The 15068-nt window shown below is 66.4% G+C and carries 13 protein-coding genes; 7 read left to right on the forward strand and 6 right to left on the reverse strand.

All coding sequences use genetic code 11. The features are described from left to right. Nucleotides 1–659 precede the first annotated feature (659 nt). The gene (locus ACQP1T_RS35875) at nucleotides 660–1403 is read left to right on the forward strand and encodes a DUF6928 family protein (RefSeq protein ID WP_433757414.1); all 744 of its coding nucleotides are present in this window, start codon (nucleotides 660–662) and stop codon (nucleotides 1401–1403) included. A gap of 159 nt (nucleotides 1404–1562) precedes the next feature. Here the strand turns inward: ACQP1T_RS35875 and ACQP1T_RS35880 are convergent, their stop codons facing one another. Next, nucleotides 1563–1874 (reverse strand): DUF2537 domain-containing protein, encoded by a 312-nt coding sequence (locus ACQP1T_RS35880; RefSeq protein ID WP_433757415.1) that lies wholly within the window; start codon nucleotides 1872–1874, stop codon nucleotides 1563–1565. 13 nt (nucleotides 1875–1887) lie between these two features. Further along, complete coding sequence (locus ACQP1T_RS35885; RefSeq protein ID WP_433757416.1) at nucleotides 1888–2691, reverse strand: TrmH family RNA methyltransferase; 804 nt, start codon at nucleotides 2689–2691, stop codon at nucleotides 1888–1890. 451 nt (nucleotides 2692–3142) lie between these two features. Here ACQP1T_RS35885 and ACQP1T_RS35890 point away from each other — a divergent pair, with 451 nt between their 5' ends. From ACQP1T_RS35890 to ACQP1T_RS35900, 3 genes are all read left to right on the forward strand, one after another. Next, nucleotides 3143–4348 (forward strand): GNAT family N-acetyltransferase, encoded by a 1206-nt coding sequence (locus tag ACQP1T_RS35890; protein ID WP_433757417.1) that lies wholly within the window; start codon nucleotides 3143–3145, stop codon nucleotides 4346–4348. A gap of 194 nt (nucleotides 4349–4542) precedes the next feature. After that, nucleotides 4543–4953 carry a nuclear transport factor 2 family protein gene (locus ACQP1T_RS35895; RefSeq protein ID WP_433757418.1) on the forward strand — a complete coding sequence of 137 codons (411 nt, stop codon included), beginning with the start codon at nucleotides 4543–4545 and terminating at the stop codon, nucleotides 4951–4953. 117 nt (nucleotides 4954–5070) lie between these two features. Further along, nucleotides 5071–5484 carry a YccF domain-containing protein gene (locus ACQP1T_RS35900; RefSeq protein ID WP_433757419.1) on the forward strand — a complete coding sequence of 138 codons (414 nt, stop codon included), beginning with the start codon at nucleotides 5071–5073 and terminating at the stop codon, nucleotides 5482–5484. Nucleotides 5485–5500: 16 nt separating this feature from the next. Here ACQP1T_RS35900 and ACQP1T_RS35905 read toward each other — a convergent pair whose 3' ends face one another. Beyond that, the gene (locus ACQP1T_RS35905; RefSeq protein WP_433757420.1) at nucleotides 5501–5938 is read right to left on the reverse strand and encodes a MarR family winged helix-turn-helix transcriptional regulator; all 438 of its coding nucleotides are present in this window, start codon (nucleotides 5936–5938) and stop codon (nucleotides 5501–5503) included. A gap of 140 nt (nucleotides 5939–6078) precedes the next feature. Between ACQP1T_RS35905 and ACQP1T_RS35910 the strand changes: the two genes are divergently transcribed. Then, nucleotides 6079–6315, forward strand: a complete 237-nt coding sequence (locus ACQP1T_RS35910; RefSeq protein ID WP_433757421.1) for a DUF2530 domain-containing protein — start codon at nucleotides 6079–6081, stop codon at nucleotides 6313–6315. 4 nt (nucleotides 6316–6319) lie between these two features. On the opposite strand, the gene ACQP1T_RS35915 is transcribed toward ACQP1T_RS35910, so the two are convergent. After that, nucleotides 6320–7744 (reverse strand): neutral/alkaline non-lysosomal ceramidase N-terminal domain-containing protein, encoded by a 1425-nt coding sequence (locus ACQP1T_RS35915; RefSeq protein WP_433757422.1) that lies wholly within the window; start codon nucleotides 7742–7744, stop codon nucleotides 6320–6322. Between the two features lie 78 nt (nucleotides 7745–7822). On the opposite strand from ACQP1T_RS35915, the gene ACQP1T_RS35920 reads away from it, so the two are divergent. Then, entirely contained in the window at nucleotides 7823–8437 is a 615-nt protein-coding gene (locus ACQP1T_RS35920; RefSeq protein WP_433757423.1) for a TetR/AcrR family transcriptional regulator, read from the forward strand. A gap of 110 nt (nucleotides 8438–8547) precedes the next feature. Here ACQP1T_RS35920 and ACQP1T_RS35925 read toward each other — a convergent pair whose 3' ends face one another. Beyond that, nucleotides 8548–11499 (reverse strand): sacsin N-terminal ATP-binding-like domain-containing protein, encoded by a 2952-nt coding sequence (locus tag ACQP1T_RS35925; RefSeq protein ID WP_433757425.1) that lies wholly within the window; start codon nucleotides 11497–11499, stop codon nucleotides 8548–8550. Then, complete coding sequence (locus ACQP1T_RS35930) at nucleotides 11496–14201, reverse strand: DUF3027 domain-containing protein (protein WP_433757426.1); 2706 nt, start codon at nucleotides 14199–14201, stop codon at nucleotides 11496–11498. Before ACQP1T_RS35930 ends, ACQP1T_RS35925 begins: the two co-directional genes overlap by 4 nt. A 17-nt stretch (nucleotides 14202–14218) precedes the next feature. Here ACQP1T_RS35930 and ACQP1T_RS35935 point away from each other — a divergent pair, with 17 nt between their 5' ends. Then, nucleotides 14219–14992, forward strand: a complete 774-nt coding sequence (locus tag ACQP1T_RS35935) for a glutaminyl-peptide cyclotransferase (RefSeq protein WP_433757427.1) — start codon at nucleotides 14219–14221, stop codon at nucleotides 14990–14992. Nucleotides 14993–15068 lie beyond the last annotated feature (76 nt).

Genomic DNA, 15068 nt, shown 5'->3' on the forward strand with positions numbered 1-15068 from the left:
GGTGCGGGCCTTGGGGCGCTGGAGTTGTAGGGCGTCGGGAGCACAGGCAGGTCCAAACGCCTAGGGCGTCGGCTGCGTCGAACAGGTAGATCCCAGTGCTAGGGCGTCGGCTGCGTCGAGAGCAGGCAGGTCCAAACGCGAGGGCGTGGGCTGCGTCGAGAACAGGTAAGCCCCAACGCCTAGGCCGTCGGCTGCGTCGAGAGCAGGTAGGTCCAAAACGCGAGGACGTCGGCTGCGTCGAACAGGTAGGGCCCAAGCGCGAGAGCCCAGACACAAGACGCAGCGCAATCACAATGCGCAGCCGGGTCTTCCGTAACGGCCGATCCCTCCGCGCGCAGCGCATCCGGCGCGGCTCCGGCCGCAGATCAAGATCAGGTGGACATGGTGGTGGGGCTTCTCGGGCGATGCCGCCATGGATTCCACCTGATCTTGATTCCGATCGCTCAGCTAATTGTTTGCTGGGAATTTCTGGGGGGTGCTGGCGTGTTCGAATGCGGAAGGTGCGACGTTGGCGCGGCAGTGCGGGTAGATTTTCGGTGGTGTCGACGACTTGATAAGTCGACGTCGGGCGGTTCACGGTTGCGGGAGTTGCTAGAGGGCGCTGTGGGTTGCTCGAAGTTCGCGGAGCTGTTTGGTGCAACCATCGGGAGGTGCCGGAAATGCTGTCCAAGGCTTCGTCTCTCTGGTACGTCGACGCACAGGATCCGTTGGCGGTACTCCGCGCGAATCACGATCCGGATCCCGAAGCCGCGCTCGCACTGGCGAAACAGCTGCACACGGACCGCGATGTCATGCCGATAATGGTCGGCACGCTGGGCGGTTGCGCCGGACCGGATGCCGACGAGGTGTACATCGGCTGCTATCCCGGAGTCACGGTGGTGTGCTCGGCACAGGCCGCGCGGGCGCATCCGACGGCGCTGCCGGAGTTGCTGGTTCGCCCGCTCGCCTCGGAGCACACCTATCTGATCTCGTTCGACGCGCAGCACGGCTGGGGCGCGTTCGCCCATTGGGAGCGTGGCGAATTCCGGCGCGCGTTCAGCTCGACGCGGGTGAATATCCTGGAAGACGAGGGCCTTCCGCTGGTGTGGGAGCGTTCGTATTGGGCCGGTGATCATCCGGTGCGTTGGCGGGCCGGAGAACTGCCCGACCCGCAGACCCTCCCCTTCGACCCACCCGATTTCGCCGACGCCGCCAATAACGAATGGCTCGGATTCCACTACCGTGCCCCGGCTCCCGAAGGCGCCTTGGGGCCAGGCGATATCGCGGTCTGCGGATTCACCCTTTATCCCAAGGGACAAGCCCCCAACCCCGCCGATCTGATTCCACTGGAGCAGCGGAACGGCGACACGAAACAGCGACGCGGTCTGCTCGACTGGCTGCGCGGCAAGGATCGCGTCTCGTGAGCGGGTGGATGCTTTGTGTCACCTAGCCGGCTAGATCGAAGACCACGCCAGATCGACGAGGAGCACCCAACTGGCTCCGGCCTGACTGGCCGCCACCCCGACTCGCGCGCTGCCCGGACTCATAGCGGTCGCGGTCCCGCGCCGAACCGAAGCCGTCTGCTAGCTCGACAGACCGCCGATGATCAGGACCAGCCAGCCGAGCACCACACCGGCCGCGCCGCCACCGATGACCCAGCGGGTCACCGGGGCGAGGCGCCAGCGCCAGGCTGTGGGAGCGGCGCCGCCGACCGCGACGAGGTTGACCAGGATCGCGAGCAGCGGATGGACATCCGCCAGTGCCGATCCGAACGCGTACACCGCGACGGCAGTCAGCAGCGCGACCATGGTCGCGACGGTGAGGCCGGCTGCCCACGGGGTCGGATCCTGGTACGGCTGGTAAGGCCGGTACGCACCGTTCGGGAAGTAACTCACGACATCCTCCCCCTCATGACGTCCTCACTCGTTCATAGAACGCCATGGCGGCCGCGGTCGCCACATTGAGCGAATCGGTGCCGGGTGCCATCGGGATGCGGGCACGAATATCGGTGGCTCGCATGGCGTCCTCGGTCAATCCGGGGCCTTCCGCGCCGAGCAGCAGCGCCACCCGTTCCCCGGTCATCGCCGTCGCCAAATTCGCCGCCGCCGGGTTCGGAGTGAGCGCGATGATCTGGAATCCCTTGCTCCGCAACATATCCAGCCCTTCCGGCCACTTCGGCAGTTGCGCGAACGGTACCCGCAGCACATGCCCCATAGACACCCGCACCGCACGTCGATACAGCGGATCGGCGCACCGATCGCCGAACAGAATCGCCTCGACGCCGAGTCCGGCCGCATTCCGGAACATCGAGCCGAGATTCTCGTGGTCGTTTACGCCCTCCAACACCGCGACCGTGCGGGCCCGCTCGATGACATCGTCCACGCTCAACTCCGCGGGCCTGCGCGCCACCGCGAGCACCCCGCGATTGAGGTGGAACCCGACCACCTCCGCCATCACCTCGGCGCTCGCCCGGTAATACGGCACGTCGATCCGCGCCAGGTCCTCCGCGAGTTCCACCCGCCGCTTCTCCACCCCGAGCAGCGCACTCGGCCGAAACCGCGAACCCAACATCCGCTGCACGACCACCACCCCCTCCGCGATCACCAACCCCTTGCGCCCCGGCAGATCCGGCCGCCGATCCGCCGACTTCAGATCGCGAAAGTCATCGACCCGCGGATCAGCGGGATCGTCGATATCGATCACATCACCCACGACATCATCCTGCCGCGCCGACCCCGCCCGACCACAATCGGATCCATCATCGGCAGACACCCGTCGCCGAGATTTCCGAGACCAGAACGACCTGCCGTATCGACATCTCCGGCTGCGGGCGCGTCGTCAGCGGCATGAACTGGAAGCGAGTACCGGCTGGACTGCGCGGACAAAGCCGCCGAGCGAAATGAACTTCGCCGACACCACCGCGATCACCAGCGCGGGATCCTCGGCGAGCGCGGCTCGTCGCTCGCACCCCCGGCGGCGCGGCCGAAAACATCCCGCACCCGGCTCTCTGTCGGCGTCCAACTCGGTAAGAACACTGGTCATCGTCATCGATGGGGTGTACGGACCGGATAACTGCGGTCCGGTCCGTCGGAGCGTCGATCCGTGCGAAGTGGCGGCGGTAATTCGGGTGCGGGCGGGTCGGGTGGCGTGCCATCGTCGAGGGATGACGCTGATACCCGGCATCACCATTCGGTCGGCCACCGAGAACGACGTGGCGGACATCCAGTTGCTCGGCGACACCTCGTTCGGGATGCGCAGCGAACCGGAGTACGCGGAGTTGCGGGCGCAGGTCTTTCCCACCGAGGAGGCGATCGTCGCGATCGATGACGGACGTGTCGTCGGACATGCCAGGTCCACTCGGATGACGCTGACCGTGCCCGGGGAGCGCACGGTCGAGGCCTGCGGAATCGCCGGGGTCGGAGTCGCTCCGACGCACCGGCGGCGCGGGATTCTGCGGGCCATCTACACCGAACAGCATCGGCGGACCGAGGCGGCCGGGCTCGCGTTGACCATCTTCACCGCGAGTCAGGGGGCCATCTACGGCCGGTTCGGGTACGGGCCGACGATTCGGGAGAACGCGGTCTCGATCGATCGGCGGTTCGTCGAATTCCTGCCGTCCACACCGGATCCGGGTGGCGTGGTGCTCAGCACCATGGCCGATGCGGGCGAGGCGGTGCGCGCGATCTACCACCGATGGCGGCGCCTGGTGCCCGGTGCGCAGGCGCGTCCCGAGGCCCGCTGGCAGATGGACCTCAGTGATTCGCCCGCGTTCCGCGACGGCGGCACCGAGCTCTTCGCATTCCTGCACCCGGACGGTTATGTGCTGTATCGCTATCACCGTCGTGAACAAGGCAAGTCCGCAGTGGTCGAGGAGATGCGCGCGGTGACCCCGGAGGCGCATATCGCGTTGTGGCGGGCGCTGTTCGGGTTGGAGCTGTGCACTCACGTGGAGGCGGCGATCACCGACAACGATCCGCTGCCCTATCTGCTCACCGATCTGCGGCTGGTGCGCACGACGGCGCGCTACGACGGACTGTGGCTGCGGCTCATGGACGTTCCCGCCGCGTTGACGGCTCGCTCATACCTGCGCGACCTCGATGTCGTTCTCGCAGTGCAGGATCCGTTCCGCAACGCAGGCGGCACCTTCGCACTCACGGTGCGCGACGGCATCGCCGAATGCACACCGAGCACCCGCCCACCCGACTTCGAACTCGGCATCGACGTCCTGGCCTCGATGTATCTCGGGGCTTACCCGGCCAGAGTCTTCGCAGCAGCCAACCGTCTGCAAGCCAAGGACGCCGTGCAATTGCGCGCCCTCGACGAGGCGTTCGGCGCGGAGCGAGATGCGGTGCTCGGCTGGTTCTTCTGAGCCGGACCGGCCGCCTGCACTCATCCAACGCGACCACGAGAGCAGCGGCACGAAGCGATCGGACGCCGACTGTCCACGGTGAGCAGCCAACTCGGCTTTGTGATCCACGACACCACCGCTTTCGTTGGCGCAACCAACGAATACTTGTAAAGTTGGCAGTGCCAATATTGGCGCTACCAACGAAAGAGGATGTCATGTCCACGCAGACTCTGATCGCCGACCGTATCGAGATCGCCGACCTGTTCACTCGCTTCGCCCGCCTACTCGACGAGGTGCGATCTGAGGATCTCGACACCGTCTTCACCGAGGATGTCGCGGTCCACTCGCCGCGAATCCAAGTCCGAGGTATCGACAAGGTCGCCGACTTCATTCGACAGTCCCCGGTCGAGGGCGAGCTCACTCAGCACACGACCACCGATCTGCTGGTGCACGTCGACGGCGACCAGGCCGTGGCCACGGCGAACTCGCTCGTGTACTACTACCGCGACGGCCGACCGCCGCACCAAACCGGCGGCCTGCGCCTGGCCGGCACCGTGGCGCGAACCCCGATGGGCTGGCGGCTACGCGAGGTGCGGATCATGCTCGCCTGGATGCGCAAGGATTGAACTCGCCGTATATGCCGACGTGGCCAGATTGCGTGCACGCTGGTCGGGGATATCCCTGAGTCCACCTCGTACTCCGGAGTGATGTCCGGATGCGAGGTGGGCTGGCATGCTTGATTCATGAAGCCGATTCAGCTGGTGCTCAATATCCTGTGGCTCGTATTCGTCGGGTTCTGGATGGCGCTCGGCTACATCGTCGCGGGCATCATCTGCTGCATTCTGATCATCACGATTCCCTGGGGCATCGCCTCGTTCCGGATCGCGACCTATGTGCTCTGGCCATTCGGACGCACCACGGTCGAAAAGCCCTCCGCGGGTGTCGGTTCAATGATCGGCAACATCATCTGGTTCATCGTCGCCGGTTGGTGGCTGGCGCTGGGCCACCTGTTCACCAGTATTCCCCTGTTCATCTCGATCATCGGCATCCCGTTCGGCTGGGCGAACCTGAAACTCATCCCGGTCTCCCTGTTCCCCCTCGGCCGCGAAATCGTAGACAGCGACCAACCATTCGGCGCTCGATACGCCCCTCGCTAGCGGCCAGTGCCCGGGTTCACTCCGAGTCGTCGACGAGCTGCTTCATGATGCCGACGGCGCGGGTCAGCACGACCAGTTGCTCATCGGTGAGAGTGGAGAGCTGTTCGGTCATCCAGGCTTCGCGGGCGCTGGCTTCGTCGGCGATCAGTGCGCGGCCAGCATCCGAGAGCGAGACGATGATCTGGCGGCCATCGGTCGGATGCGGTTTGCGCTCCACCAATTCCAGATCGCTGAGCGAGGCGATCACGCGCGTCATCGACGGTGGCTGCACGCGCTCCTTGGCGGCCAACGCGCCCGGCGTCATCGCCCCTTCGCGGTGCAGGGTGGCGAGCGCGGAGAGCTGCGTCAGCGAAATCTGCGCGTCGGCGCGCCGCCCCCGCAGATGTCGCGTCAAGCGCACCACCGCGAGCGACAGCTCACCAGCGAGAGCTCGAACATCCGATGGCGTTGTCACAGAGCAGAACGATACGGGACACGCTGGCCGGTGACCGCCTGTTCCCGCGGCTACGCTGTGATCGTGATCGAGCGTAGCGAGAGAACCAAAGACACAGCACCCTTGGTCGCAGCGGAGCCGAGCGCCAGCGAGGCGCAGCTGTGACCGAGAATGTCCCGCAGATCCCGCCGCGCTTCACCGATCCACGGCCGGTCCTCGCGCTCGGCAGCACGCTCTGGCTGATTGCCACCGTCGTCGTGTGGACCAGCGACCGCTGGGAATCCGCCCGCCCGGTGTGTCTGATGGGTCTGGCCGTTGGCCTGCTCGGCTATACGATCTTCGCGATCCAGCGCCGGGGCGCCCGCCGCGGAGACAAAGGCGCGCAAACCGGACTTTGACCGCTCAGCTCACTTCGAACTCGTTGGTGGTACCAGTGAAGGGGTGCAGGGTGCCATCGGGGCTCAGGCTGTCGGCGAAGTGTTGCATGCGGTAGGTGCCGGGGGTGGCGTCGGTGGGGATGTCCCAGGTGAAGCGGGCTACGGATTCGGGAAATCCGCGCTTGCTCCAGTAGAACCGGACGGCCCATTCGCCCTCGTTGGCAACGCGGACCCAGTCGCCGGATGCGTTGCGGCGCTGCACTTCCAGGAAGGTGCCGTCGCGGCGCGGGTTGTGTTTCGGGTGGGCGGAGACGAATTCGGCGGCTGCCTGGGTGCCGGGCGCGTAGGAGGCGGCGGGCTGGGTCAGGATATCGCCGAAGCCATAGCCTATCGGTGTGGCATCAGGTCCGGGCGCGGGCTGGAAGTTCGGCTGCCGGTTGGATATGTCGCGCGGCGCCGGTCCGCGCGGGACCTGCTGACGGGCGGCGAAAGCCGTTGCCAGACGGGTGAACTCCTGCTGATAGGCGGACAATGTGTAGCGGCCGAAGAGAGTCGAGCCGCCCTCGTACTGCTGCGCGGGACCATCGAGATAGCGAACGCCATGCTCGGTGTGTTCATAGGAGAACGAGGCGTAGCCCTTGTTATCCGCGCTGATCAGTCGGTTCTGGTTGGTCATCGAGGTGTTGTGCGTGGCGAACCAGGTGATGGCGCCGACTTGCTTGCCGCCCTTGACGAATGACAGCGCCGTGACCGCCGGGTCGATGGCATTCGGGAAGTGCTGTTTATCCACATCCGGATTGCGTTCGAAGGCAACTCGCGAGTGGTTGACGCTCGCGTCGTGTAGTTCGGCGCGACCGAGCGAAAGCGCGCCCGGTCCGAGATCGGCATGCGCGGCGGCGATCGCCTCCACAATGCCGTTCACCTCGGCGTCGTATACCTGCTGTTGAAAACCCAGAATCGATAGGTTGTACGCGTAATCGTTGCTGGAGCCGCCACAGGTCGCATGCGAATGCGTCGAGGTGAGCACGACGTTCTGTTCGGTGTACAGATCACCGAAGCGGCGGGCGAGTTCGAGCATGACGCCGCGATGCACGGACTGGAAAATCATGCCGTTCTCGGCTACCGCGAACACGATTCGGCGCGCACCACTGTCGATGATGAATGCACGAGCACGCGGGCGCAGATGGATGCCCGCCGTCTGCTGCTCGAACTGTGAATAGCCCATCATTCCGCATTCGGCGGCCGGGCCGGTGATATCGGAAAGTCCGAGTCCGATGAGGTAGCCACCTGTTTCGGCGGCCGGTGCGCCGAGCGCCGCTGTCAGACCTGGCACCGTGGCCGCCGCAACGCGGCCGAGGCCACCGCGGTTCGGGCCAGCGCCGTTCTGCGTGACACCGACATACGCGTCTCCCTTCGATCCCGTGCTGAAGCGAACCACATAACTGGACAATCGTCCAGTCGAGATTTTCGGCCCTGCGAATTGACTGTGGCGGTGTTGCGGACTTAACTCCCTTGGGTGTCCTCCCGATTGAGCGTCGAAGAACGACGGGCCCACCTTATCGAGGCAGCCATCGGCCTTGCCGAGAAAAAGGGCGTCGCGGGCGTGACCACGCGCGATGTCGCTCAGGCAGCTGGTGTTTCGCTCGGTGTGGTGCATTACTGTTTCGAAAACAAGGACGCGCTGATGACCGAGCTGGTCAAGGCGTTGTCGATGGAATTACGCGATTCTGTCGACGCCAACGAAACAGTTTGGCAAGACGTCGGAAGTGGAAAAGAAGCGCTTCAAAAATTGGTGCGCGCCGGACTAGAACTGATGTGGCTCAACATTGAAGCCACACCGGAACGACAACTGCTCACCTACGAAACCACGACATATGCGCTACGCGAAGGAGAATCGACTCCCGCGAAACTCGCGATCGCGCGCGAACAGTACGCATTCAACGACACCACCGTCGCCGACATCCTCGACCATGCCCGCGACGCCACCGGTTGCCGGTGGTCCGTGCCGGTGCCGACACTGAGCCGCTTCACCTTGAATGTGATCGACGGTGTCGTGCTGCGCTGGTTGGTCGACAACGACAGCGAAAGTGTCCGCGCCCAACTGGATCTCCTCAGCGAGATGGTCGCCAACTACGCGACCTAGCAACCTCGACGGAACACCCCATCCCACCCCTCGAAGCGTGAGCGCTCGAGATCAGGTGGAACTGGCGGCGTGGCTACTCGCGGTTTGCCGCCATGGTTTCCACGTGATCATTAGTCCAGCCGGAACCCAGGGGGTTCAGGGTGGGGGGTTTGGACGTGGGTGGTTGTGTTGTCGTGCCACCAGGGGACGGAGATGGTGGCTTCCAGGGCGCCGTTCAGTCGGATCTGGAGGGTGTCGTGGAGGACCAGGTCGCCTTCGTCGGGCAGGGTGAACAGTTGGCGGAGAACGACTCCCAGCGGATCGGCGGACCATGTGGTGTGCCGGCCCTCGCTTATTACCTCGGCGGTGATCACGTCGGAGACCATGGGGAGATCGAGCAAGGTCGCGAGGGCGGATGCCGTGGCGGTATCGCCTACGACCAGGTGATCCGCGGGAACGGCCAAGCCGAACCAGGGCTGGTCGAGTACCCAGGCATCGGCGGGGTCGACGACTGCCGAGGACAGGGCGCGCACGCGCTCGGGGGGTTCGAGTTCGGTCAGGTCGAGGTGGTCCACGGCGGCGGCGAGGCGGGCGTGGGTTCGGGAAACGATCTCGGGTGTAGGGGTTTTCGATGGGTCGGCGAGGGCGTCCAATAGTGCGGCGGCCAGTTCCTGGGTAATGGCATTCGGATTTGCCAGGACCGCGGGTAAGAGTTCGGAATCCAGGCCGGACAGCTCGAATTCGGGGAGTAGACCAGCGAATTCGGTATCGGCGGGGTGGCGGAGCAGGCCGAGGGGGGTGCCGTCGACGCGCGCATGTCTGCGCAACCACCAAGGGGTGTAGCCGTCCGGATCGGTGAGCAGTTTGCGGGTGCGCGGACTGGATGCCAACTGCCGCAACGCCTCTGGCCAGGATGATTCATCGACGAGATCCAGGTCGCGGACGGCAGCCAGCTCCGGCGGATCCTCGGGCAGGCCCGACCACCAGCGCTCCTCATCGTCCAGATGATGGTCGGGGCCGGTGGGATCGGTTTCGACGACGATGCTGAAATCCCAGCCGACGCCAACCGCACGCAGCGCCTCGACACCGTGGCGTTCCACTAGATCCGGTGCGACGGTGCCGAACGGTGAATCCGGCACCAGTAATGCGCTGAGCGGCGCGTCGGGGAGCAGCAATTCGTCGGCGGGGAGCAATTCTCCGGTCGTGTCGGGTAATTCGAGCAGGCCGAGCCAGGATGGGAGTGCCGACGGATCGGCATGCGCGGCGAGCCGCAGCACCGCGTCGGTGGTATCCGGATCGCCAGGCTGATCCTGCAGTTCAGCGCGTAATCCGGGATCGCTCAATAGATCCTCGGCGGTGGCCGAACGCGCACCGAGTCGCGCGAGGAGCGGATGAACTGCCTCGGGATGCACCAAACGCGCCCAGTGCACCGGAATGGCGACATCGAGCTGATCATCCAAAACCACTGTGCGCGGGCCGGTTACCAGTCGGCCATCGGCCAGCGGAACCGCGAGCGCTCCCAGCTCCTCGGCGGCCAGCGGATCGACGACGTATGGCTCCAACGCCGCATACAGCGACTGCCACCACTTCGGGGACCGTTCGAGCCCGCCCGAAAGTTCCGCCAGGCGAGCAAGTCCCAGTCTGTGCACGTCCAGTACACCCAAGGCCTCGCTCTGTGCGCGCCCCGATAATTCGGGTATGACCAGGGGGCCGACGATGTCATCGAGTAGATCGGCCAATTCCCGACTCAGACCGGTGAATACGCTTGCTCGCGTGGGCACTGCGGTTGCGTCATGGACCGGCTCGGGTTGGTCTGGCACGGCTGCTCGCGTACCGCTTTTCGGGCGAGCGGTGAAAACCGGTAGCCACGGGTGGGTCTGTAGTTCGCGAATCAGGGCTTCGCGCAGGATGCCGTCGACCTCGCTGCGGGCGAATCCGGGGGTGGGAACCAGGACGAGGCGGTCGCGCGGCGGGATCGCGCGTGCGAAATCGGCATAGCCCTGGGCGAACTCGGCAAGGCGGGCACCGGGTAGGACGCGCCGCCGGTCCGGCTGCATGGGAATGTCGGCGATCAGCAGCGCCGGTAACGACAACTCCTCGTCGGATCGCGTGGGAGCGCGCAGCACATCATGTGCAGCGGACACCGGCCTGCCATCCCGAAGCGGCAGCAACCAGCGGGCCCAGGCAGTTCGGTACTCCCACCAAACCCGTCGCTCCGATCCGGGGCCATCGATGCGCAATTCCCGCAGTCCTCGCCCCGCGGATCGGTGTGCACTCAGATTTGCAGCGGCTGGCAGGCCATGTCGACTATGCGGATCGGAATTGCCAGCGCCGGAATCCTCACTGACCTGCGCGGGGTGTTCGTGCGAATCTTCGTTCGACAAATCGGTGAGGGTGCTGGTGATTTCGTCGTCGCCGATTCGGATGCTCTGTAGGGCGGGCAGTTCGAGGAGGAGGTCGATGGCTTCGGCGCGCATTGCGGCGAGCAAGGATTGGGGATCGATGTCAGGGCGCAGGCGAAGGACGATCTCGGTGTCTGCTCCTGGTGGCGGGGTGGCATCGATGGGCCAGGCCAGGCGCAGGACGGGTGGTGTGAAGGTTGCGGCCGAGTCCGGGACGGTGATCGCGTTGTCGCGCAGGGCTTTCCAAGTGAGGTCGTGGGAGAACCGTATCGAGCCGGTGGTGGATCGCACCTCGATCTCGTCGCTGACCGTTCGTACCGCAGTGAAGCCGACGCCGAAGCGGCCGACGCTCGTGGTCGGATCGGCCTTACCGGAGGCGCGCAATGCGGTCAGCGCGTGTACGCCCGGGAGATCCAGCGGTGCACCGGTATTCGAGATGTGCACGTCGCGATCGACGAGACGCACCATTACTCGGCCCGCGACACCGGCCTTTGCCGCCGCATCCGCGGCGTTCTGCGCCAATTCGGTCAGCAGCCGATCCCGATACCCCGTGCGCACCAGATCCGCCTCGGTCGCCGCATCCTCCCGCAACCGAGTAGGCGAATCTCGCCAAGCCGCAAGAACCCCCGCCCGCAGCTCCGCCGTCCCGAACGGATCCGCAGCCCCGCCCTCCGCACTCACCCCTGCGGCGATGACCCGAACCCCGGCCGAGCCGCAGCCCCAGGTCCACTCCCACCAGCACCCGTGACCCCGCCGTCATCGTCGCCATCCCCACCGTCATCGTCCGCAGCCGCGCCACCTGCATCGGCCGCCGCGCCGTGAACGGCGGAAAACTCGCCACCCGCAGCTTCGTCTGCGAAAGCCGCCCCACCGGCCGCATCGGTATCCGATTCCGGCTGCGCCCCAGCAATTTCAGTGCCTGGTTCACTCACTGCGGCATCATCTTGGACCGCCGCAGCGGGGCTCGCCCCAGCCGCGTGGTCGACGCCCGGCGCCACACCAGCACCCGCCTCCGAAACAGCCGCATCGACACTCGGCTCGCCCGCAGCGACGCCACCTGCCACACCGATGGTCGCCGATGCCCCATGAATCGCCGCACCGGCAGCATCACTCCCAGCGGCCGCCTCAGTCGCGACGCCAGCATCCGATCCCGGCTGCGACACACCAGCTTCAGCACCCGGCTCGACCGAAGTGGCGACGCTTGCCGACTCGGCCGCCGGGCCTGCAGCGCCCGCCACACTGTCAGCAGCCGCATCGTTCGACCTGGCCTCGCCACTGGTGGAGAGATCCGTGGCCGAGCCAGCCGGGTCTGCCGGCGCATCTGTACCGGACACCACGCCCCCGTTGGACTCGCGACCCAGATCTGACGCGTCAGCAGCAGGCTCAGCTATCGCACTCGGCTCGGCGGCCGCCATGTCAGCAGCCGGACCGAATGTGGGTGCGGCGCTGGACAGGGCGGCCGCGCCATTTGCAACGACTTCGGTGCTCCCGCCGGATCCAGCAGACGCGATCTCGGCGCTCGATCCCGGCTCAGCGATCGGCTCGGCCGAAGTGGGGACGCTTGCTGGGCCCGCGGTCTCAGGGCTTGGCACGCTCTCGGTGGTGGCGCTGCTTCGCTCGGCCTCGTCACTGGCGGATGGATCCGTGGTCGTGCCAGCCGGTCCTTCCGTCACATCCGCGCCGGACACCACGTCGCCGATCGGCTCGCGAGCCACATCTGACGCGTCAGCAGTAGGTTCGATCACCGCGCTCGGCTCGGCGACCACGTCCGCAGCGGGGCTGAATACAGCTGCGGTGCTGGATATGTCGGCCTCGCCTTGGGCGACGGCATTGGGCTCACCCGAGGTGCTCGGGTCCGCCGCAGCAGGGCCGTGCTCAGGGGCGGTCGGCTGAGCAATCGCGGCAGTCCGGGTTGCGGCAGACGCATCACTTGCCTCGGTGCCGACACCCGGCACCGCAGCATCCGCGGAACGAGGCTCAGCCGGCGAGGGAGCCATCAGATCTGCGGCAGCCGCATCGCCGGGCTCGCTGACCGCACTCCGCATGGAGGCATCGTGCGCGGTGGCCGTATTCCCTTCAGCCGCACCGGCTTCCGACGGACTGGCGGTCCCCGGCTCCACCGAGCTGGTCGACTCGGCCGCAACACCCGGCTCGACAGCGGCCGGTTCAGCCGCCGCAGACGTCAGGCCCGCGCCGACCCCAGCATTGGTCTCGCCCTCTCCAGACGTGGAGATATCCGGCGCAACCACCGAATTCGACTCAGCCGCAACATCATCCGACGCAGCGACACGACCCGACTCCAACGTGCTGGGCGACTCGGCAGCGACATCGCTCGACGTGCCGGTGCCCGGCGCGACCGAGGTCGGCTCAGCGACATCACTTGTCAGGTCTTCAGCGGCCGCAGCCTCCGCGTTGGGCGCCGAGACGTCGTGCGCAACCGGCTCAGCCGCAACATCATCCGTCGAGGAGGCAGCCGACTCCCCCGAGTCGGTCGCAACCTTGTCCGCTGCGTCGCTCGGCTCGGCGGCCGTATCGGGTGCGCGGTCGCTCGGCTCGGCCGTGGTCGCGGCATCGCTGGTGCCGGGGGCACCCCCGGTCACCGCATCCGGTGCGGCTTCGGTCGCGGACTTTCGCAGCGCCTCCGCCGGGATCACATCGAACGCGGCGTCGTCATACGCCTCATACAGCGGCGATCCTCCGCCGGTCGGGATTTCGACGTCCGAGTGCGCGCCGCAGCCGTATTCGGCGTGGACTACGTGGCCGTCGGCGCCCATGGCGTTTCCGCAGACGCCGAAGGCGGAGCGGAGGGCGCCGGCGAGGGGGAGGTAGAAGCCGCAGCGGCCGCAGGTGGATGGGGCGGCCTTGGCCATATCGGTTTCGGGGCCGTATTCGGAGTACCAGCGTTCGGCGGCTTCTTCGCGGCCCTCGCGGCTGAGCACCTTGGTGCGGCCGAGGCCGATTTCCAACGCGACATCGTCGACGGCCGGATCACCGCTTGCGACGTAGCCGGGCACCAGCCGCGGATCGCCGGCGGGCGGGGCAAGCAGATCGCCGGGCGCCAGATCGCCGGGGCGGATGCGCTGCTCCCACGGGACGAATTCGGGCGCGACCAGCGCGTCCGGACCGGGCAGCAGAGCCGATTCGCTCACCGTCGCGTACTGCGCGCCGGGCGGTGCGGCCACCACGACCGCCCACTGCCAGCCGCGATAACCGGACAGGGTGGCCTCGAACCGGTGGGTCGCCGCGGTCTCGTCCTCGGCGGTGACACCGAGATGCGCGCCGACGCCGGTCGGTTCCAGCTCCAAGAGCGCACGGCGGGCGACGTCGACGGCATCGGCAAGGATCGGCCGCACGCCGGACTGCGAAACAGATACTGCGCTCACGGCCTACATTTTGCCGTATGGAGCGCAATCGGCGTTCGTTGGCCGTCGTTGTCCTGGTCAGCATGCTCGGATTCACCGGGTGTGGCGGCTCCGACGACGATCCGCCGCGACTGCACATCGAGGTGGTCGGCACCCGTCCGCACGATCCGCGGGCGTTTACCGAGGGGTTGGAGGTCGACGGCAACGTGCTCTACGAAGGCACCGGCATGCCGGGCGCGTCGGATGTGCGGGCGACCGATCTGACTACCGGCAACGAACTGGCCCGTACCGCACTGCCCGCGCCCTACTTCGGCGAGGGCGTCACCAAAGCCGGTGCCACGCTGTGGCAGCTCACCTGGCAGAACCGGGTGGCGATCGCCCGCGATCCGGCGACGCTGGCCGAACGCGGCAAGGCGTCCTATGACGGCGAGGGTTGGGGTCTGTGCACCCGCGCGGGCAATTTGGTGATGAGCAACGGCACCGACACCCTCACCTTTCGCGATCCGGTCACCTTCGCGACTACCGGCACCGTCACCCTCACCTCCCGAAACCGCGCCAAGCTCAACGAACTCGATTGCGCCGCCGACGGTTCCGTCTACGCCAATTCCTATCCCACCGACGAGATCCTGCGCATCGATCCCGAAACCGGCCGTGTGCTCGCGATCATCGACGCGCGCGGCCTGCTGCCCGCGACCGTGCGCGCGGGCACCGATGTGCTCAACGGCATCGCCCAACTCCCCGGCACGGACCACTTCCTGGTCACCGGCAAATACTGGCCGACCATCTTCGAGGTCCGATTCGTACCGGACTGAGCGAGCCGGGTCACCTTTCCGGACGGCTTGGAGCGGCAATTGAACCCGATGCGCCGATATACGACAGAATTGAGGT

The sequence above is a fragment of the Nocardia sp. CA-135398 genome (genome assembly GCF_050955845.1).
In the GTDB taxonomy this organism is placed as follows: Bacteria; Actinomycetota; Actinomycetes; order Mycobacteriales; family Mycobacteriaceae; genus Nocardia.